Origin of the sequence: Solibacillus isronensis, from assembly GCF_900168685.1 — a bacterium.
In the GTDB taxonomy this organism is placed as follows: domain Bacteria; phylum Bacillota; class Bacilli; order Bacillales_A; family Planococcaceae; genus Solibacillus; species Solibacillus isronensis_A.
Genome location: NZ_FVZN01000006.1, coordinates 122,048 through 141,346, shown reverse-complemented (window position 1 = coordinate 141,346; position 19,299 = coordinate 122,048). Strand labels below are relative to the sequence as shown.

Annotated in this window: 19 protein-coding genes and 1 pseudogene; 17 read left to right on the top strand and 3 right to left on the bottom strand. The window is 37.7% G+C overall.

Going from position 1 to position 19,299, the window contains the following annotated elements; translation table 11 throughout:
• Nucleotides 1–57 precede the first annotated feature (57 nt).
• The 11 genes and pseudogenes from glmS to B5473_RS01815 all read left to right on the top strand — a co-directional run bounded on the left by glmS (nucleotide 58) and on the right by B5473_RS01815 (nucleotide 8,216).
• Nucleotides 58–1,857, top strand: coding sequence for a glutamine--fructose-6-phosphate transaminase (isomerizing) (glmS, locus tag B5473_RS01865; RefSeq protein WP_079523418.1), 1,800 nt, complete (start codon nucleotides 58–60; stop codon nucleotides 1,855–1,857).
• Nucleotides 1,858–1,928: 71 nt separating this feature from the next.
• A pseudogene (locus B5473_RS01860) lies at nucleotides 1,929–2,605 on the top strand (ABC transporter ATP-binding protein).
• 116 nt (nucleotides 2,606–2,721) lie between these two features.
• Nucleotides 2,722–3,429 (top strand): ZIP family metal transporter, encoded by a 708-nt coding sequence (locus B5473_RS01855; protein ID WP_079523417.1) that lies wholly within the window; start codon nucleotides 2,722–2,724, stop codon nucleotides 3,427–3,429.
• Nucleotides 3,430–3,520: 91 nt separating this feature from the next.
• Nucleotides 3,521–4,429: an aminoglycoside phosphotransferase family protein gene (locus B5473_RS01850; protein ID WP_079523416.1), complete on the top strand. Its 909-nt coding sequence runs from the start codon at nucleotides 3,521–3,523 to the stop codon at nucleotides 4,427–4,429.
• Nucleotides 4,430–4,469: 40 nt separating this feature from the next.
• Nucleotides 4,470–4,679 (top strand): ATPase, encoded by a 210-nt coding sequence (locus tag B5473_RS01845; RefSeq protein WP_079523415.1) that lies wholly within the window; start codon nucleotides 4,470–4,472, stop codon nucleotides 4,677–4,679.
• Entirely contained in the window at nucleotides 4,676–5,389 is a 714-nt protein-coding gene (locus B5473_RS01840; protein ID WP_079523414.1) for a class I SAM-dependent methyltransferase, read from the top strand. The genes B5473_RS01845 and B5473_RS01840 overlap by 4 nt, the downstream gene beginning before the upstream one ends.
• 40 nt (nucleotides 5,390–5,429) lie before the next feature.
• Nucleotides 5,430–5,630, top strand: a complete 201-nt coding sequence (locus B5473_RS01835) for a hypothetical protein (protein WP_079523413.1) — start codon at nucleotides 5,430–5,432, stop codon at nucleotides 5,628–5,630.
• A gap of 140 nt (nucleotides 5,631–5,770) precedes the next feature.
• Nucleotides 5,771–6,103 carry an aminotransferase yhxA gene (locus tag B5473_RS01830; protein ID WP_079523412.1) on the top strand — a complete coding sequence of 111 codons (333 nt, stop codon included), beginning with the start codon at nucleotides 5,771–5,773 and terminating at the stop codon, nucleotides 6,101–6,103.
• Nucleotides 6,104–6,118: 15 nt separating this feature from the next.
• Nucleotides 6,119–6,517 carry a DUF350 domain-containing protein gene (locus B5473_RS01825; protein ID WP_079523411.1) on the top strand — a complete coding sequence of 133 codons (399 nt, stop codon included), beginning with the start codon at nucleotides 6,119–6,121 and terminating at the stop codon, nucleotides 6,515–6,517.
• Nucleotides 6,518–6,535: 18 nt separating this feature from the next.
• Nucleotides 6,536–6,991 carry an RNA helicase gene (locus B5473_RS01820; protein ID WP_079523410.1) on the top strand — a complete coding sequence of 152 codons (456 nt, stop codon included), beginning with the start codon at nucleotides 6,536–6,538 and terminating at the stop codon, nucleotides 6,989–6,991.
• A gap of 7 nt (nucleotides 6,992–6,998) precedes the next feature.
• Nucleotides 6,999–8,216 carry a glutathionylspermidine synthase family protein gene (locus tag B5473_RS01815; protein WP_079523409.1) on the top strand — a complete coding sequence of 406 codons (1,218 nt, stop codon included), beginning with the start codon at nucleotides 6,999–7,001 and terminating at the stop codon, nucleotides 8,214–8,216.
• A gap of 239 nt (nucleotides 8,217–8,455) precedes the next feature.
• Here the strand turns inward: B5473_RS01815 and B5473_RS01810 are convergent, their stop codons facing one another.
• Nucleotides 8,456–9,223, bottom strand: coding sequence for a sulfite exporter TauE/SafE family protein (locus tag B5473_RS01810; protein ID WP_079523408.1), 768 nt, complete (start codon nucleotides 9,221–9,223; stop codon nucleotides 8,456–8,458).
• Nucleotides 9,224–9,321: 98 nt separating this feature from the next.
• On the opposite strand from B5473_RS01810, the gene B5473_RS01805 reads away from it, so the two are divergent.
• The gene (locus tag B5473_RS01805) at nucleotides 9,322–10,209 is read left to right on the top strand and encodes a LysR family transcriptional regulator (RefSeq protein WP_079523407.1); all 888 of its coding nucleotides are present in this window, start codon (nucleotides 9,322–9,324) and stop codon (nucleotides 10,207–10,209) included.
• Between the two features lie 122 nt (nucleotides 10,210–10,331).
• Complete coding sequence (gene psiE / locus B5473_RS01800; RefSeq protein WP_079523406.1) at nucleotides 10,332–10,760, top strand: phosphate-starvation-inducible protein PsiE; 429 nt, start codon at nucleotides 10,332–10,334, stop codon at nucleotides 10,758–10,760.
• A 66-nt stretch (nucleotides 10,761–10,826) separates the two neighbouring features.
• Here the strand turns inward: psiE and B5473_RS01795 are convergent, their stop codons facing one another.
• On the bottom strand, nucleotides 10,827–11,771 hold the full coding sequence (locus tag B5473_RS01795; protein WP_079523405.1) for an S-layer homology domain-containing protein: 945 nt from the start codon (nucleotides 11,769–11,771) through the stop codon (nucleotides 10,827–10,829).
• A 152-nt stretch (nucleotides 11,772–11,923) separates the two neighbouring features.
• Complete coding sequence (locus tag B5473_RS01790; RefSeq protein ID WP_079523404.1) at nucleotides 11,924–12,892, bottom strand: DMT family transporter; 969 nt, start codon at nucleotides 12,890–12,892, stop codon at nucleotides 11,924–11,926.
• Between the two features lie 150 nt (nucleotides 12,893–13,042).
• Between B5473_RS01790 and B5473_RS01785 the strand changes: the two genes are divergently transcribed.
• From B5473_RS01785 to B5473_RS01770, 4 genes are all read left to right on the top strand, one after another.
• A complete protein-coding gene (locus B5473_RS01785; RefSeq protein WP_079523403.1) occupies nucleotides 13,043–13,903 on the top strand; it encodes a LysR family transcriptional regulator in 861 nt (286 codons plus the stop codon).
• A gap of 60 nt (nucleotides 13,904–13,963) precedes the next feature.
• A complete protein-coding gene (locus B5473_RS01780; protein ID WP_079523402.1) occupies nucleotides 13,964–16,303 on the top strand; it encodes a helix-turn-helix domain-containing protein in 2,340 nt (779 codons plus the stop codon).
• Nucleotides 16,304–16,631: 328 nt separating this feature from the next.
• Nucleotides 16,632–18,017 carry an MFS transporter gene (locus B5473_RS01775; RefSeq protein WP_413079773.1) on the top strand — a complete coding sequence of 462 codons (1,386 nt, stop codon included), beginning with the start codon at nucleotides 16,632–16,634 and terminating at the stop codon, nucleotides 18,015–18,017.
• Nucleotides 18,018–18,091: 74 nt separating this feature from the next.
• Nucleotides 18,092–19,276, top strand: coding sequence for an amidohydrolase (locus tag B5473_RS01770; protein WP_079523400.1), 1,185 nt, complete (start codon nucleotides 18,092–18,094; stop codon nucleotides 19,274–19,276).
• Nucleotides 19,277–19,299 lie beyond the last annotated feature (23 nt).

Sequence of the window (19,299 nt, the reverse complement as noted above, 5' to 3'; positions counted from 1 at the left end):
ACTTTTGTGTTGCCAAAATGTGCTTCGGTGTAGCAATTACATTGGAGGAAACGGATTATGTGTGGAATTGTAGGATATAACGGCGTATTGGACGCTAAAGAGATTTTATTAAAAGGTTTAGAGAAACTAGAGTACCGTGGCTATGATTCTGCAGGGATTGCTGTACACAATGAAGAAGGCGTAACAGTATTCAAAGAAAAAGGACGTATTGCAGATTTACGTAAAGCAGTTGATGGAGATGTAGAAGCAGCTGTTGGGATTGGTCATACACGTTGGGCAACCCACGGTGTACCAAACCGCTTAAATGCACATCCTCATACAAGTGCTTCAGGCCGTTATACACTTGTACACAACGGGGTTATCGAAAACTATCACTTATTACAAAAAGCTTATCTTAAAGGGATTCAGATGAACTCGGATACTGATACAGAAGTTATCGTACAGTTAATCGATTTATTTGCGAAAGAGGGCTTATCTACTTTAGAAGCATTCCGTAAAACATTATCGTTAGTGCACGGATCTTATGCATTGGCGCTTTTAGATAACGAAGATGTGGAAACAATTTACGTAGCGAAAAACAAATCACCGCTATTAGTAGGTGTGGGTGAAGACTTCAACGTTATCGCTTCAGACGCAATGGCGATGCTGCAAGTAACTGACCAGTTTATCGAATTGCACGATAAAGAAGTTGTAATCGTTCGTAAAGATAAAGTTGAAATTACAACATTAAATGGCCGCGTTGTTGAGCGTGCACCATACACAGCACAATTGGATGCTTCTGATATCGAAAAGGGAACATACCCTCACTATATGTTAAAAGAAATGGATGAACAGCCAACTGTTATCCGTAAAATTATTCAAGCGTATGAACAAGGTGAAGATGTTACGGTTGATGCAGATATTCTAAAAGCTTTATCTGAAGCTGACCGTCTATATATTATTGCGGCAGGTACGAGTTACCATGCCGGCTTAATCGGGAAACAGTATTTTGAAAAAATTGCTGGTATTCCAGTAGAAGTACACATTTCAAGCGAGTTTGGCTATAATATGCCATTACTATCGAAGAAACCTTTATTTATCTTCATTTCACAATCAGGTGAAACAGCGGATAGCCGTCAAGTATTAGTAAAAATCAAAGAGCTTGGCTACAAAGCGTTAACTGTAACAAACGTACAAGGTTCAACACTTTCACGTGAAGCTGATTACACATTACTATTACATGCCGGACCGGAAATTGCTGTAGCATCTACGAAAGCATATGTTGCTCAAGTAGCTGTTTTAGCAGTAGCTGCCTATGCAGTTGCAAAAGAATTAGGTGTTGAACTGGACTTTGATTTAAAACAGGAACTGGCGATTGTTGCAAACGGCATCCAGACAATTATCGACTCTAAAGATGAAATGGAGCAGATTGCCGAAGATTATTTAAAAATCGCACGCAATGCGTTCTTCATCGGTCGTAATATGGACTTCTGTGTATCATTGGAAGGTGCATTAAAACTTAAAGAGATCTCATACATTCAGGCAGAAGGTTTTGCCGGTGGTGAGTTAAAACACGGTACGATTGCATTAATCGAGGAAGGTACACCAGTCTTCGCATTAGCAACACAACAAGGTGTGGCGCTTAACATTCGCGGTAACGTGAAAGAAGTAGTTGCGCGCGGTGCCAACGCATGTATTATTGCAATGGAAGGCATGGAAGAAGAAGGCGATCGTTTAGTTATCCCTTCAGTACATGAACTATTAACACCACTTGTATCTGTTGTACCATTACAATTAATCAGCTACTATGCTGCACTTCACCGTCGTTGTGACGTTGATAAACCTCGTAACCTTGCAAAATCAGTTACGGTTGAATAGGGTTGAATATATAAACCGGTCGCTTATCTATTAAGCGAACGGTTTTTAGTATATTTGGGAGAGTGGAATAAATGACAGGTTTAGTACTAAAAAACGTAACGAAATCATTTAAAGAAGGGGACTCTATAGTAGATGCACTTAAAAATGTATCCCTTACAGTAAACCCGGGTGAGTTCATTGCTATTATCGGTCCATCAGGTTCAGGGAAAAGTACACTCTTATCGATTGCAGGGGCATTACTTCAGCCATCGACAGGTGAAGTACTTGTTAACGGTACAGATATCGGCAAGATGAAGGAAAAAGATTTATCGGCTTTTCGCTTAACAGATGTCGGGTTCATTTTACAAACATCAAATTTAATTCCGGTTTAACGGTGTTAGATCAGTTACTGCTAGTGCGTAAAATGAAAGGCAAAGTAAAAGCAGAAGATACAAAGTTTGCGAAAACATTACTAACGGAATTAGGGTTAGGGGATAAGTTCAATAAATTCCCGAATGAGCTATCTGGTGGGGAACGTCAACGTGTAGCAATCGCTCGTGCGTTTGTGAATAATTCAAACATCATACTGGCAGATGAACCAACAGCAAGCTTAGATTCTAAACGTGCATTTGAAGTCGTAAAACAAATCCGAAAAGAAGTTAAAGAACGCAACAAAGCAGCAATCATGGTAACCCATGACGAACGTATGCTGGAGTTTTGCGATAAAGTTTACCGTATGGAAGACGGCCTGCTGACTCTGGAAGGATAACCAAATTATATTTACCGTATTTAAAGTAATCTCATACTTTAAATACGGTTTTTTTATTTTCATAAATCATCCGCATTAACCATACGACTAACTATACTCAGTGAAAGGTGATAACGATGTGGCTACTAGGTTTTTTATGGACTTCTGCAGGTATATTCATTGGTGGCATGGTCGCTTGGCTTTTTAAAGGAATTAACCAAAAGGCACATATTATTTATGCGCTTTGTGCAGGGGTAATTCTAGGTTTGATCAGTTTTGAAATACTACCGGAAGCTGTAGAATCAGGCGGCTGGTTAAGTACGATTATTGGCTTTATTCTAGGGATGATGTTGTTCAAAGTGCTACATAGTAAATTGCACTTCAAACAAGATAAAGAAAGTCACACTAAAAAGAAAATATATATTCGAACTGGCCTATTGTTGATGCTTAGTTTTGCGGTTCACAATTTACCGATTGGAATAACGTTAGGGGCTAATGAACAACCCGATCTTACAAAGGCCTTATTGCAAACACTTTTATTTCATAGTATTCCCGAGGGAATAATTTTGTTTATCCCTTTAATTTTGGCTGGATTCAATATATTTACTGTTTTAATAATTTCACTTCTCGTATCGATGCCAGTAGCTTTAGGGGTTTTTATCGGTAGTTTTCTTGTTCACCCGTTACTTAATACACTCTTCATGAGTTTCGCTATGGGGATGATTTTTATAGTCACCGTCACAGAAATCTTATATCCGGCACTTCATAAATCTTCAGTCTTCAAAATTTTATGCGGCACATTTATCGGGTTTGGAGTAATCGGATATTATCTGCACTTACTTTAAATTTAGAACATCGATTTTAACTAATTTGGAAAATTATTTACATATATATGTTAAAATACTAAAAGCAATTACTAACAACTGGAGGAAATTTATGGTCGATATAAAAAACTACGATACATTCAAGAAAATTGAAGCGATCCATAAAGGATGGTCGGACGATAAAAAGTACTATATAGAAACAGTTACAAATGAGAGGCTGTTGCTTCGCATTTGCGATATCGCGGATTATGATAAAAAGAAAAATGAGTATGAAATTATAAATTCCTTAGCTGAAAGGGGCTTGCCTGTTTCACGGCCTGTCGATTTTGGAATGTGTGACAATGGCAAAAGTGTCTATACGATTTTTGTATGGTGTGACGGTGAAGATGCGGAGCAGATATTGCCTAACCTGACAGAAGCTGAACAATATTCACTAGGGATAAAATCAGGGCAAATACTGAAGGAAATTCACAGCATTCCTGCGCCAGCAGAGCAGGAAGAATGGGGAACAAGATTTAATCGTAAAGCGGACAGTAAAATTAAAATGTACCAAGACTGTGATGTAAAAATAGCTGGTGACGATAAAATTATTCGGTATATTGAAGAAAACAGACACCTCCTGGAAGGCAGGGAACAATGTTTTCATCACGGTGACTTCCATGTTGGAAACATGATTATATCCCCTCAGAAAGAGCTGTATGTAATTGACTTTAACCGCAATGACTATGGAGATCCGTGGGAAGAGTTTAACCGGATAGTGTGGAGTGCCGATACCAGTCCATACTTTGCTACAGGGCAGCTTAACGGATATTTTAACGGAACACCGCCGAAGGAATTTTTTCCGTTGCTTGCATTTTATATAAGCAGTAATATGCTGTCATCCCTTCCTTGGGCTGTAGATTACGGGGAAGACGATTTAAACGTAATGAAAAATCAGGCAAAAAATGTTCTGGAATGGTTTGACGGGATGAACAATCCTGTACCGACTTGGTATAAGGGAGAATTAAATTTGGTTGATTAAAAGATAATGGACAATAATAGAATAGAACGGAGATGGAAAAATGGGAAAAGTATTTTGGATTCCATTAATTTCCTCGTTTGCAACGATAGCCATTTTATATTTTATCGGTTATTTAGCTGATATAAATTTTCTTATATTTAAAATTTCACTCTCTCATACTGAAATTGCTTTACTGCCAGTCTTTGTAGGGGCAGCAGTAGGAATAATAACGGAACGGATGCTTAAAAGGAAAGCAGGGGAAGTTGAATGATTGCCTATTACTACGATCAGCTTCATACATGGGGGAAAGAAGACGAATTCTTCATGGAGCTGCTACAGTTAACAAAAGCTAAAAAGATTGCCGACCTAGGTTGTGGTACTGGGCGGGTAACGATAGAATTGGCAAAGGCCGGTTATGAAGTAACTGGAATCGATCCAAATGAAGAAGCCGTTCTTCGAGCTCAAATCAAAGACAATGCACAATCTGTTTCATGGATAATCGGCGATAGTCAGGACTTAACAACTAACGCATATGATGCAGTAATCATGACAGCGAATGTTGCGCAGGTCTTTATTTCCGAAGAGAGCTGGGATAGTGTACTGCAAGATGTATTCACAGCTTTAAAGCCTGACGGGCATTTTATTTTTGATGCACGGAACCCTCAAGCAAAAGCATGGGAAGAATGGCAAAAAGATGAGACAGTAGACGAACTTCAAGATGTTCATACAGGAGACCCTTTGCTGTATTGGGATGAATATGAAGGGTTGGATCGGAACGTTTTTACCTTTTTTGAAAAAATCAAAAATGTTAATACGGATATTACACATGAAGCAAAGGTTCAACTAATATTCCGTAGCTATGAAGAAATTTCATCCGCTCTTGAAAAAGCAGGCTTTTCGACAGTGAACGCTTATGAAGATTTCAAGTTACAGCCGGCTACAGATCAGGCAAAGTCGTTTATATTTCATTGTGTAAAATGAGTTGATTACGAAAGCTGATAATAGAATAGGAGGGGGTTTTTTGGTTAACTTATTAGAAAATGCCTTTCAAATTTCGGCAATGATTCTCCTTTTATGTGCTATATATTTTTATTGGCATTTTAAAAAAATGAAGAAAGAGAAAAAACTTACATCATCGGAACGTGCAGCCTATATAATTACACGAATCGCGATGTTTGTTTGTGCGGGAAGCTATGCTCTTCTGTTTCTAGATAAATATTAAAAATTGCTGCTTATTACAAATCCTGTTTTCTTGTACAGGATTTTTTTATTCTACAAAAGTACCAAAATAAAAATTTATAGAATCTTTTTTTACTGCTGTTACGTACGAATAAATAGGAAAGGGAATGGAGGCTAAGACAGATGGAGAAGACGAAGAAATTGATGGCCGGCGTTTCAGCAACTGCGCTTACTTTAAGCTTGGCTGGCTGTGGTTCATCAAATAGCAGTTTACCGCCAAAGCCTACTGACCAAAGCTGCAGGGATTGGGACTGGTCGGAAGAAGAAGGTGTATGGCGGTGTGACGAAAGCCGTTCGGGATATTATGGAGCCTATTATTATGGAGGCAGATTTTTCAATAATAAAGCGGCACTAAACAGCGACAGCAGCTACATAAATTATAAAAACAGCAATAGCTATAAAGCCGCAAAAACAAGTTCGGGTTTTGGCAGTGGCACAAAAAGTTTCGGAGGATAGGGGAGACAAAATAACATGAACGGGTATTTAAACTTTTTATCATATCTTGGTGTATCTTTAGGTTTGTTAATAATTGGAATGGTGCTGTTTGCGCTCAGTACTCCAAAGATTAAAGAATTTCAGTTAATTGCACAAAGGAATGTATCGGCCGCAATGCTACTAGGTGGTAAAGTCGTCGGACTGGCAATTGTATTAGGCGCAGCTGCCGAATATTCGATTTCTTTAATCGATATGGCGTTATGGGGAGCGATTGGGATTGTAGCACAAGTAGTTGTATTTTTCCTGGCTGAAGTTATAACAATCCGATTCAGCATTCAAAAGGCGATTGAAGAAGATAATCGTGCAGTCGGAACAATGTTATTGTCGTTATCAGTTGCGGTTGGGTGGATTGTAGCGAAATGCATATCTTATTAGTTTAAGGAGCGGAGAACAATGAAGCGTTTAATTTACTATGTAGATAAGGGAAATGGCCATTATGAGCCGTTTTATGAATACACGGAAACAAATGTAGGACTCGATGAGTTTTATTCAAGACAGCTTTGCACCTATTTTATAATGCGCGGTACACAGTATGAGCTCGTATCAAATGAAATGGAAGAAGATATGGAAGTACTGGTGTTAAAGGAGATGGGCCGTAATTTATCCGGGGAGGATGAAAAAAGCTTTCGCGAACAGGGTATACATATAGAATTCAGAAACCCGAATGAACGTGAAAATTATCGCCTGTTGTCGCGTATTCCTTGTGATACTCATTTTGAAGTGATCCGTTACTTATTGAAAGATGTAGTGGATATACCGTCCATTGGGCAAATGCTCGTTACATCTACAGAGATTGACGAAGATCGTGGTGTTTATGTAATTTACGTAACCGAGATGAAAGTGAGCTGAGCAATTCATGACGAACAGCGAGCGCAGCCGGTTTTATGCGAAGATTGACCAATTTTGGGCAGATTTATATGAAGAAGAGTATGCCCTCTATGATCTCTATGAAGTAACAGATGAAGAGGTCGAAAAAATTCGTATAGCTACTGAATGTACAGGGAAAATCTATTTTAAGACAGCCCATTTATTACGCAATATTCCGGATGAAGTATTGCTTGAAATGGGGTATCCGGAAGAAACGCTTCCCTTTCTACGCATGAAAACACTGGAAGCTGAAAGTGTAATTGCCCGTTTTGATTTTATTGCACATAACGGCGGCTATAAATGTATTGAAATGAATGCAGATACACCTACCTTCATTAAGGAATTGTTTGTTGTAAACGAACAAATTTGCAAAGAATTCGACATGAAAAATCCGAATGCCGAAATGGAAGAGCTTTTAAAAAGCAATGTGCGAAAAAGTGTTGCCCAAAGCATATTTTCTCCTGATGCACATATTGTTTTTACCGCACATGAGGATAATATAGAAGATTATTTTACTACGCTTTACATAATGCAATTTGTGCCTGGAGCGAAATTTACGCCTTTACATCAGTTGCAAATACAAAAAGGTGTGGGATTGTTTGATGAAGACGGAAAGCGGATTGACTTACTGTATCGTCCGACATTTCCGATTGAAAACTTAATTCAGGACGAAGATGATGCGCAGAATAGAATAGGATTGTGGTTAATAGAACTGATAGAGTCGAATTTGCTGACGATCCTCAACCCGCCTTCTGCATTTTTACTGCAAAACAAAGCAGTACAGGCCATTATATGGGGGTTACATGAAGAACGAAATGCATTTTTCACATCCGAAGAGCATGAATGGATTGCTGAGTACTTTTTACCGACATATTTGGAAAACACCCCATTCATCGAAAAAGGGCTACGCTATGTGAAGAAACCGGTATATGGTCGCGAGGGGGATACGGTAGAAATTTATGCTGAAGACGGACAGCTTATAAAAGAGGATATCCAAAAATCTTATAATCACTATACAAAAGTGTACCAGCAATTTATCGAGCAGCCGAAAACAACATTCCAAAGCGAAAAAGGAGTACAAACAGGGGAGTTATTGGTCGGCAGTTTTTTAATAAGCGGAAAGCCGGCAGCAATAGGGTTGCGTGTTGGCGGAATGATTACAAATAATTTATCGTATTATTTGCCGATCGGAATGAAAAGAGATTAGAGGTGTCATTAAACTTGAGCAGTCGGTCCATTGCTAATTTATCGTTTATATTATGCGCGGTTGTTTTATTAAATAATTTATCAGTCCTCGTACTACATACGGAAATTTCCAAAGTGACATTTAATCTGTCGATACTCCTAATGATAATTTTATTTATTAATGGCGTTGTGTATAAGAAAAAGGCCAGTAAATAAATAGGGCTGGGACAGACGCAACTTAAGTTTGTCCCAGCCACAATATTAAAACAGTAAATCCGAAATAACCTGGATAATTAAAAGGAAAAATATAATCGGCAGCAGAATCTCAACCCATTTCCCTTTTAAATAAGGAATGATTTTCAGACCGATATGTGAGCCGACAATCGATCCGACAGCTACCGGAACGGCCACTCCCCAATTAACAATGCCATAAAATAAGTAGAATAAAAAAGCAGTCGTACAGCTTGCAAACATTAAAAAACGTGTCATCTCTGCCGCCATTACATAGCCGACTTGTTTCTTCAGAAAATATGTAATGTTTAGCAGTGCAGACCCTGTTCCTAGTCCGCCATCATAAATACTAATAAAAAAAGGCACGATTAAATTAGTTTTCTTTTCGAGGTCCTGCTGTTCATTTACAACTTCCTTTTTCTTGCGTTTAATAACGAAAAAGAACATCACGATCAACACCGTACAAGCAACAATATTCATCGTATGTTCCGCTAATCTTGTTGCTAAAAACGCCCCGCTTATACCGCCAATTGCAGAAATCAGCATAAAAGGAATCATTTTTTTCAGTGGTACTCTTTTTTTCCTCGTCAAAACAATGACGGTCGAAAATGAAGATATACCTGTTGCAAATTTATTAATTGCGACAGTCGCATGAATGGGTATGCCGACTAACAATAAGGAAGGAAGCAATACGAATCCTGCAGCTCCAAACATGACCCCTACAATGGAAGCAAGTATGCCGATTGCAAATAAAATGAGCCCATCTACTGTTAGCCACTCTATAAATAAGTTCTCCAAACAAATCCCCCCTCTTCACAAAATACTGCTATACTACTCATAAAACAAATATATATATATTGTATATTCATAAATATAAGTTATGAGTGGGTGAGAAAATGAATTTACATACGCTACGAATTTTCACAAATGTTGCAAAGCTGGGCAGTATAACTGAAGCAGCAAAATTCCTTCATATCAGTCAGCCTGCTGTTACTGTCCAAATACGCAAACTTGAAAGAGAAATCGGAGTTAAACTTATAGAAGGAAAAGGTAGAGGGATTCAGCTCACATTTGAAGGCGAATTTCTTTATGAGCAAGGGTTACGGTTATTTCATCTGGAAGAACAGATTGATGAAAAGTTTAAAAACTTTTTGGAAAAAAAGGAGAACATAAAAATCGCTTCGTCCTATATTTCAACGAATTATATTTTGCCGCCAATCATTGCAGGCTATAAAACGGAAAACCCGAATATCGATATGTATGTATCATTAGGGAATGTTCAATCTGTTGAGCGTCTTGTCCTCGATTATAAAGTTGATTTTGGATTTGTTGTACAAAGCAATATAGGACATGAAGATTTAAACTTTGAAAAAATAATGGATATCCCTTTTTGGTTTGTTGTCCATCCAAAGCATCCTTTAGCAAATAAATTAGTATCGATTTTCGAACTAAGTGAGCATGATTTTATATATAGGGAACGAGGCAGTTCAACGCTGGACTTGATGGAGGCTATTTTTTATACGCATAATTGCCCGTTACCAAGGTTCGGCTTACAAATAGAAGGTGTACTGGAATCGATTAAAGTTGTTGAAGCGGGGTATGGAATGGCTATTGCCCCAGCATGCAGTGTAAAGGAAAAGTTATCGCAAGGCAGCATTGCACGCGTCTTTGTAGATCAGGTGGAAATCAGCCAGAGCCTATTCAGTTGTACAAGAAAAGTGGATAAGATGGAGCATCCATTTATTCAATATTTGAAAAAGAACTTAAGCAATTTAGAAGTTTAAATTGCATTTTCTATGTAAAAATCTACGCAGGAAAAATTTTTTAAAATAGTAATCGCTTACAAAATTGACACACCTCTAATGATGGAATAATCTGAAAATATAACGTCTGGAGGTGTGAATAAATGAAGTTTTTATCCAAACCTAAGCCTTATAAAGAAATCATTCCAAAAGTGCTGCAAGTGATTTTGAATATTGGTTTATCAGTACTGGCGTTGGCTCTTTGTGTCATGCTCATCATCGAAATGGTCGAGCTTTTAAAGTTCATATTTAACGGGGAAAGGCATGAATACAAATACTTTTTGGCAAAAATTTTAGTATTCTTCCTGTATTTCGAGTTTATCACGATGATTGTGAAGTATTTTAAAGAAGATTATCATTTCCCGCTTCGTTATTTTATGTATATCGGGATTACGGCAATGCTCCGACTTATTATTGTCGAACATGACTCCGCAATAGACACACTCATTTTTGCAGGGGTAATCCTAATTTTGATTATTAGTTACTATATTATCAATATTACACCGAGAGAGAGACCGAATAGAAAAATCTAAGCTTCAACTTATTAAAAAAGGCTAATCAATAAGATTAGCCATCTAGCCGATATAATTTAACTGCTATTAATTGATCTTCTCAACATTCAACTGCCACTTTCCGTTAGCATCTTTTGAAACAGTCATTTTCACGTTGATATCTTCGAACAATATATCTCCTTCTTTATAGATCACCGCTGCCATAGTCACAGCATTTAAATATCGTACATCTCTATAGGAAGCTAAATATTTAACAGTTGTATTATTTGTTAGTGTTTTGATTTTTTCCATTGCGGTATCTTTAGAAATACCTAGACGTTCAAGGTCATTGAGCAGGTTATTTTGGTTAAAGAAATACAGTTCGCCATTTGCAGCTTTCACAAGCATATTTGCAAACTGGGAGCGTTTAATCGGTGTACTTGGTTTGAAATTTCCATCCTCGTAACCGCTTAAAATTCCAATTGTTTGAAGTGTCGCAATTTCCTGTCCCCAAGGATACGTAAAGTCATTTCCGTTAAATATATCAGATGGAGAAGCGCCGCTTTCTTTGTAATTTTGCAATTGAATTAAAGGGATTTCAAATGCTTTTATAATGACGCCGGCAAATTGTCCGCGCGTTAAGGACTGGTTAATACCGAACGCTCTCGTAGAGGAAGATGAATTATTCACATAATACCCGCGCATAATCCCGTTCCAGTCCAACTTATTAATGTAAGGATAAAATTGATCTGTTTTTGGCACATCAATAAAGTTCGCACCACTATACCATTCCGTATACTCAATCTCTTTTAAGCGGTCATCCAATACTTTTGCAAGTATACTTGCCACTTGGCCACGCGTAATATTTTCATATGGTCTAAAATAAGGCAATGTCCGGCTAATTGCTTTTTGGTCTAATAAATACTGAACAGAGGGATAAAAGTTGTCCGATTCTTTGACGTCTTTGTAGTGAACAGTCGCAGCATTGACGTTTATCCCGGCAGTAAACATCAATCCTAGTGCAATACTAAGGGAGATAATCGTTTTTTTCACTCTTCCAACTCCTTTTTATATTTATAGTATTTTAACCTAAAAGATAACATTATAAGGAAACTATTACAATGAACTATAAAAGTTGCGGGATTTAAATAAGCGCATCTATCTTATTTGATAGATACGCTTATTTGTATTAAGCCTAATTGTATTTAAGAAACCCCTTCACTCCATGTAGAACGCACCGAATGACTGGCCCTTTTCTTGTCACGCATTCTTAAATACATATTGTTAGATAAAAGTGCGATGATAATCAACACTGTTCCAACAATATCGAATACTGTTACCGTATTCCCCTGAACAATGGAAATGAACAATGTCGTAACAGGAACGAAATTGATGAACAGTAATGCGTTTAAAGGGGATAAGTAGCTAACGCCAATGTTCCAGCCCAATAAAGCAATGACACCAGGGAAAATAATCATAAACAGTAAGTGGGGACCTACTGCGACCACATTATTTACAGCCGGCACCGGTATAGCACCAAACATTGTTGCACCTAAAGTAACGAACAATGCGGTAACCGTTCCAAATAAACAGCTTAATGTAGAATAGCGCAAAGCAGACCAATGACTGAATTCATTTGCCCCCATTGTATAAATAACCCAGCCAACAACAGCAATAAAGATTAACAGTGACGGGATAAACTGACCCGTCGTGCCTAAAAATGCTTGAAGATCGCCTTTTGTAATTACTAATACCGCCCCGATAAATGATAGCAATACACAGATTAATGTAAACAGGGATGGACGGTGCTTAAAAATCATCCACGAGATTACAATCGAAATCATCGGCATCAGTGATTCCATTATAGAGGCCGTCATAACACCGGATTGGCCAAGCAAATCCTCGCCCCAGAAAATAAGCAAATTATAAACAGTAAAGGCCATCGTACCGAAAAACCAAAGCTGCAGGCCTTTTCCTTCCATACGGAAAGCTCTCTTCCCTTCCTTCCATAACAGCAGTGCAATTAAAATAATCGTCACTGCGCCATATCTAAAAACGGTGAAGTAGAATGGATCTATATGTTTAAATGCATCATGGGCTACCGGAAACATTGCCCCCCATGATACTGCAGCTATAAAACATAGAATAGAACCGATTAGAACACTATTTTTCAACCTTTATTAACCTCATTTCACTAAATAGTCACGATTACTATCTTACAATTGTATAACTATCTCGTAAAATGAATAAAAGTTATGATTAATATCAGTATTTTGGATACCATGTTAGAGTAATAGGTACAGGAAAAGGAGGCTGGATGAATCGTGGAATTAAAAGATTTGGAAATTTTCCAACTTGTTGCCGAGATGGGAACAGTTACGGAAGTAGCGAAAGAATTAAATTATGTCCAATCGAATATTACATCAAGAATACAAAAACTTGAAGTAGAATTGAACACGCCATTATTTAACCGACATAGACGAGGGATGACTTTGACACCTGAAGGAAAAAATTTGTTATCTTATAGTAAGAAAATATTGCTATTAACGGAGGAAATGAAAAGAGCCGTTCTTAATAAAAATGAACCAATCGGAAAGCTTGAAATAGGTACGGTTGAAACGGTCTACCATTTACCGAATATATTAACTTCTTATATGAAAAGTTATCAAAGTGTCGATTTGTCATTAATAACAGGAGTAACAGAAAAACTAGAACAAAAGGTACTCGATTATAAACTTGATGGGGCATTTATTACCGCGTCGAATGTTCATCCGGATCTTGAGTCATATGAAGTATTTGATGAAGAGCTTGTATTAATTTCAAACTCACCTCATCTGAAGTTGGGAGAATTAGAAGGCATCCCGTTCCTATGTTTCAGAAAAGGCTGCGGATACCGGGCACGTCTGGAAACATGGTACCAGGATCAAAATATCAGTCCTCAAAAAGTGATGGAGTTTGGTACACTGGAAACGATTATACGCAGTGTTTCAATGGGACTAGGAGTTTCATTTGTCCCAAAGTCAGCTGTTGCACATCTGGAGCAGAGCGGGACTATTTATTGTCACTCATTGCCAAGTGAGTATAGTAAAGTAAAGACAGTCTTTATTAGGAGAGCGGATTCCTATTTGACGGCAACGATTGAAAAGTTTATTGAAACAATTCAACATAATAGACAAATCGTATAAAAGGAACAAAACTTCCCATATTAGGAAAACTAACTTAAAGAAAAATAGTGAGGTGAACAGATGAGTAACCAGCTATCTGAATTTCAAATTTCCTTAAAGGAGATTCATTATTTATCACCAAAAGTAAATCAGGGGCTTGAGTTAATATTTGTTGTTGAAGGGCAGATTACTGTCGAGACAGATAGCCATTTTTATGAATTAAATGAACTTGATTTATTGGTTATTAATCGGAACGAACTCTTTCAGATAAAGGGAAATCCTGATAATTATGTGCTCAGTCTAACAATTTCGGATGCATTTATCGACCGATTTTATAAAAATTACCGTGATAATCGCTTTGAATGCTACTCAAAGGAAGTGCATATGGGGCGCGAAAAAATGCTTAATAATCTTCGTAAGTGGCTTATTAAGTTAATTATTTCCTATTATCGTCAAGATGAAAGCCACCAAATTGAGTTTCAAAAATATTTATGTGATATCTTGCTTACGCTCATTCGCGGCTTTAAGAAAAAAGGGAGCTCCTCAGAAAAATTGGATACAAATGATCAGCGGCTTACGCAAATTATCGATTACATGGAAAGAAATTATGATCAGCCGATTACGTTGGAGGAAATGGCCCGAAAATCCTATTTGTCGACAGCTTATTTATCCCGTTATTTTAAACAAAAGATGAATATGGGGTTCAGTCGTTATTTAATGACAATCCGTCTAAAGCATAGTGTAAAAGATTTGCTCTATACGAATGATACGGTATCACAAATCTCGATGAATAATGGATTTCCCAACACGAAATCATTTACGACCCTTTTTAAAGAAAACTATGGGATGACACCGCATGTCTATCGGGAGAAACATCCTGTAGAGAAGAAGGATTCATTTAAAGAGTACCCGCTGGAAGATGCGGAACAGCCAGTACATTCACCTGAAATTTTAGGCAAGTTAGGGGTTATTTTAAATACACTTGATCAATCGTATAAAAATACACAATCGAAATTTGAAGAATTGTCATTGGATATAACAGCACCTGGCAATATTCCTATTTCAAGGCCCAAACATATGGTTATTGCGCATGAGTTGAAGGAATTACAAAAGGAAAATATCCGTGCACAAATTTTAATGGCGAAAAGAGAAATTGGGGTAGATTTTGTAGGAATCAGTAATTTACTAAAGGGAGAAGCGATTTCAGCTGAGATTGAAACAGATGAAATCATCCCGACAAGTTCACAATATTTTAAAACCGATATTGCCCTGGAATTTTTAAAGCAGCAAAACTTGGCACTTTTCGTAAGAATTGATTATCAGGAATTATCGATGGATGAAGAAAATTATCTCAGAAAGCTGGAGCATTTTTTGAAGCATTGTCTGCAATTATATGGTGGTTCCTATTTAAGCGCCTGGCATTTTCTCTTTTATGAACCATACAATACTATCGTGGCAGCAGATGAGCTAAAACGGGTTTATTTTAGGTTATATCATTTGATAAAAGGCATTGTACCGGATATTCATGTCGGTATGTTTTTACCTTTTTCCTTTGAAAAGGAGAAGACAAGCGAAGCGCATATATGGCTGTTAAAAGAGGCGGAATTTGTAGATTTTATAGGGTATCATTCGAATCAAAATGATGTTGTAGATTTTAAAGAGTTGAACGATGACCGCTTTTTCCTGACAAAAGATTATTTAAAAGAAAAAACAGAAAAAATAAAAGCTTATTTAAAGAAGAATGGAATTAAAAAGCCGCTTCATGTCATTTCATGGAATACTCTTTCCGGAAATACACGCCTGACAAACGGCCGCTTTTTCCGCGCAGCATTAGTATTGGAAAATATGCTGGACATATCAGATGAGGTGGAATCAGTAGGTTTTTGGATTAATACGGTTGTACATGAAAGTGAGAGTGACGGCCAACGTATCCGGATTGAAGGGCTAGAACTTTTCCATTATTTTGATGGAAAAAGACCGGCATATTTTTCGTTAATGTTTGCAAAAAGGCTAAACGGTAAGATTGTTGCCCAAGGACCTGATTACATGATGACAAAAAATGAACGTGGGTATCAGTTAGTGCTCATGAACAGTAAAACCGTGAATCCTTATTATTTAATTGAGGAAACGTTTTTGCAAATGTTCAATAAGGACTTATTTGTGAAAATTAAAGGAATGGAGCCTGGCGAATATCAAGTGCGAAAATACACGTTTGACCGTGAGCATGGCGCACTTTATACAAATTGGATTGATTTGAATAGCCGCTATGGATTGGATATGGAAGTCATTGATTATATTAACAGGTCAAGCTATCCTCAACTTGAAATTTTTGATGAAAAAATTATGAGTGATTGGTCTTTTTATTCATACTTAACGGTGAATGCCATTCATTTTTTTGATATAAGAAAAGCTGTTTTATAAAAAGATTGTTGCGAACGATATGCAGCAGTCTTTTTTTATTTAAGTAAAAAATTGACGGTATATTTTTGCTGCTCCAATTGTTTCCGTAAAAAATATACAGACTCGTATACATGTTATACGCAAATAATAACTTTTTGACATATAGATTTCTGTATAAACTAAAGACATGAAGTATTGATCAAGCTTTAACGGCTAAAGAATATTCTCGAGAAAATAAATCATTATTGTTAATTGTTAAAGCGTTGTTGAAATATTTCTTTTAATACTAAGGAGTATGATTAAAAGAGATTTGAAGACATTATAATTACGCGGGAAATTTTATAGGAGGATTATTATGAACACATACAAAGGTACGAATAAAATGATCATCGGAATTGTATTTGGTGTTATTACATTCTGGTTATTTGCTCAAGCAATGGTAAACGTTGTACCAGCTGTTCAAGAGGATTTAGGCATTTCGCTTGGTACGATTAATATAGCGATTAGTTTATCGGCATTATTCTCAGGAATGTTTATCGTAGCGGCAGGTGGTCTTGCTGACAAAATAGGTCGTAAAAAAATAGCGGTCATCGGTTATTGGCTAAGTATTCTTGGTTCACTCTGTTTAGTATTGGCGCAAGGTGCTGTTTTATTAATAATCGGCCGAATTATTATCGGTCTTTCAGCTGCATTCATTATGCCATCTACAATTGCTTTAATCAAAGCATACTTTGAAGGCGCGGACCGTCAAAGAGCATTAAGCTACTGGTCAATTGGTTCATGGGGAGGTTCCGGTGTTGCATCATTTGCAGGTGGTGCCATTGCGACTTCATTAGGATGGAGATGGATTTTCATCTTCTCGATTGTATTCGCTCTAGTTGGTCTGTTTTTATTAAAAGACACACCTGAAAGTAAACAGGAGTCTTCAGGAAAATTCCGTTTTGACTACGTCGGTCTAGGCATTTTTATTGTCACAATGGTTGCATTAAATATTTTAATTACGTATGGTGCAGACTTTGGTTGGACAAGCGGCATTTCCTTAATTTTAATGGCAGTAACAGTAATTGGATTAATTACATTCATTCGAGTAGAGATGAAAAAAGAAGTTGTACTAATCGACTTTGCGGTATTTAAAAATAAAGCCTATACAGGTGCAACGGTATCGAACTTTTTACTTAATGCAATAGCGGGTACATTAGTAGTAGCCAATACGTACGTGCAGGTAGGACGTGGATTTAATGCTTTCCAATCAGGCTTACTTTCCCTTGGCTATTTAGTGACGGTACTGGCAATGATCCGTGTAGGGGAGAAAATACTTCAACGTGTTGGTGCTAAAAAACCGATGATTTGGGGTGGAATAATTACTACGGTCGGTGTTGCATTAATGGGATTAACATTCTTGCCGGATGTAGCGTATACAATCGCGGTATTCGTAGGATTTGCTTTATTCGGTCTTGGCTTAGGTATTTATGCAACACCTTCGACAGATACATCTGTATCCAATGCACCTTCTGACAAAGTTGGGGAGGCGGCAGGTGTATATAAAATGGCAAGTTCTTTAGGTAGTGCGTTCGGTGTAGCCATTTCCATGACAGCTTACGGCGCGGCATCTGCAAACGGTAACCTGGAACTGGCCGCAACAACAGGGATCATCATTAACGTCATATTCGGTGTCCTTTCCATCTTATCAGTTTTATTCCTAGTTCCAAAAAACGCGGGGAAATCAGTCGATTAATTTGAATGATGTAAACGCCTTGTCAAGGGCGTTTACATTATTTTCTTCAAAATTTAAGTTCAGGAGTGGTAACCATGAAACAAAAACTAATGGAGATGCTGGAACTTCGTAAAGATGAAATGATTCAAATCCGGAGACATTTACACCAGCATCCTGAAATATCGTTTCAAGAAGAAAAAACTGCACAGTACATTCTCGACTTTTATAAAGGAAAAGATGTAGAAGTTCATTCAAATGTCGGAAATGGCTACGGAATTATTGTAACGATTAAAGGCGGTAAGCCAGGCAAAAATATCGGGCTTCGCGCAGACTTCGATGCATTGCCAATTACCGAAGAAGCCGATGTTCCATTCAAATCCGTTAATGAAGGGGTCATGCACGCATGTGGCCATGACGGGCATACTGCATATTTACTTGTATTGGCGGACTGTTTAATCGAGTTGAAAGATGAGATACCCGGGACAATTAAAATTATTCACCAACATGCAGAAGAAGTTCCGCCAGGCGGTGCGAAAAGTATCGTAGAGTCAGGGCTGCTCGATGATTTAGATAATGTTTTCGGGATTCACTTGCTGCCAATGGGCCCCGCAGGATTTGTCGGTTATAATTCAGGTTTTGCCTTCAATGGGCGTGCCTACTTAAAACTGAAAATTCAAGGACGAGGCGGACATGGCTCCTCACCACATTTGGCAAACGATGCGATTGTTGCCGGTGCACACTTTGTCACTGCTGTGCAAACAATTATTAGCCGCCGTTTAAGCCCCTTTGATATCGGTGTTATTACAATTGGTTCCTTCGACGGTAAAGGGACATTTAATGTGATTAAAGATAGTGTAGAACTTGAGGGCGATATTCGCTATATGACGATAGAAACGAAGGAAAAAATTGAAGTGGAAGTAAAAAGATTAGTAAGAGGTTTGGAAGAAGAATTCGGTGTCACTTGTGAGTTGACGTATGAAAACGACTATCCGCCATTATACAATGACCCTGAATTAACAGCGAAAGTAGCAGGATATTTAGTAGGGGCGAATGATCCGATTATTACAGAGGTGAAGGAAGTGCCACCAATGTCGCCATCTGAAGACTTTGCTTATTATGCGGAAAAATTCCCGTCTTGTTTCTTCTATATTGGCTGTACACCAAAAGGAGTGGAAAAACCATTCTTCAATCATCACCCGAAATTTGATATCGATGAAGATGCACTTCTTGTAGCAGCAAAAGCAGTCGGACATGTTGTGTGCGGCTATTATGAAGAATAAAAAAATGGAGTTTCGGATTAATT

Coding starts and splice junctions, on each gene's coding strand:
- psiE (WP_079523406.1), top strand. CDS start 10,332: ATGAAGTTTTTATCCAAACCTAAGCCTTATAAAGAAATCATTCCAAAA.
- glmS (WP_079523418.1), top strand. CDS start 58: ATGTGTGGAATTGTAGGATATAACGGCGTATTGGACGCTAAAGAGATT.
- B5473_RS01855 (WP_079523417.1), top strand. CDS start 2,722: ATGTGGCTACTAGGTTTTTTATGGACTTCTGCAGGTATATTCATTGGT.
- B5473_RS01780 (WP_079523402.1), top strand. CDS start 13,964: ATGAGTAACCAGCTATCTGAATTTCAAATTTCCTTAAAGGAGATTCAT.
- B5473_RS01845 (WP_079523415.1), top strand. CDS start 4,470: ATGGGAAAAGTATTTTGGATTCCATTAATTTCCTCGTTTGCAACGATA.
- B5473_RS01820 (WP_079523410.1), top strand. CDS start 6,536: ATGAAGCGTTTAATTTACTATGTAGATAAGGGAAATGGCCATTATGAG.
- B5473_RS01830 (WP_079523412.1), top strand. CDS start 5,771: ATGGAGAAGACGAAGAAATTGATGGCCGGCGTTTCAGCAACTGCGCTT.
- B5473_RS01815 (WP_079523409.1), top strand. CDS start 6,999: ATGACGAACAGCGAGCGCAGCCGGTTTTATGCGAAGATTGACCAATTT.
- B5473_RS01850 (WP_079523416.1), top strand. CDS start 3,521: ATGGTCGATATAAAAAACTACGATACATTCAAGAAAATTGAAGCGATC.
- B5473_RS01805 (WP_079523407.1), top strand. CDS start 9,322: ATGAATTTACATACGCTACGAATTTTCACAAATGTTGCAAAGCTGGGC.
- B5473_RS01770 (WP_079523400.1), top strand. CDS start 18,092: ATGAAACAAAAACTAATGGAGATGCTGGAACTTCGTAAAGATGAAATG.
- B5473_RS01840 (WP_079523414.1), top strand. CDS start 4,676: ATGATTGCCTATTACTACGATCAGCTTCATACATGGGGGAAAGAAGAC.
- B5473_RS01825 (WP_079523411.1), top strand. CDS start 6,119: ATGAACGGGTATTTAAACTTTTTATCATATCTTGGTGTATCTTTAGGT.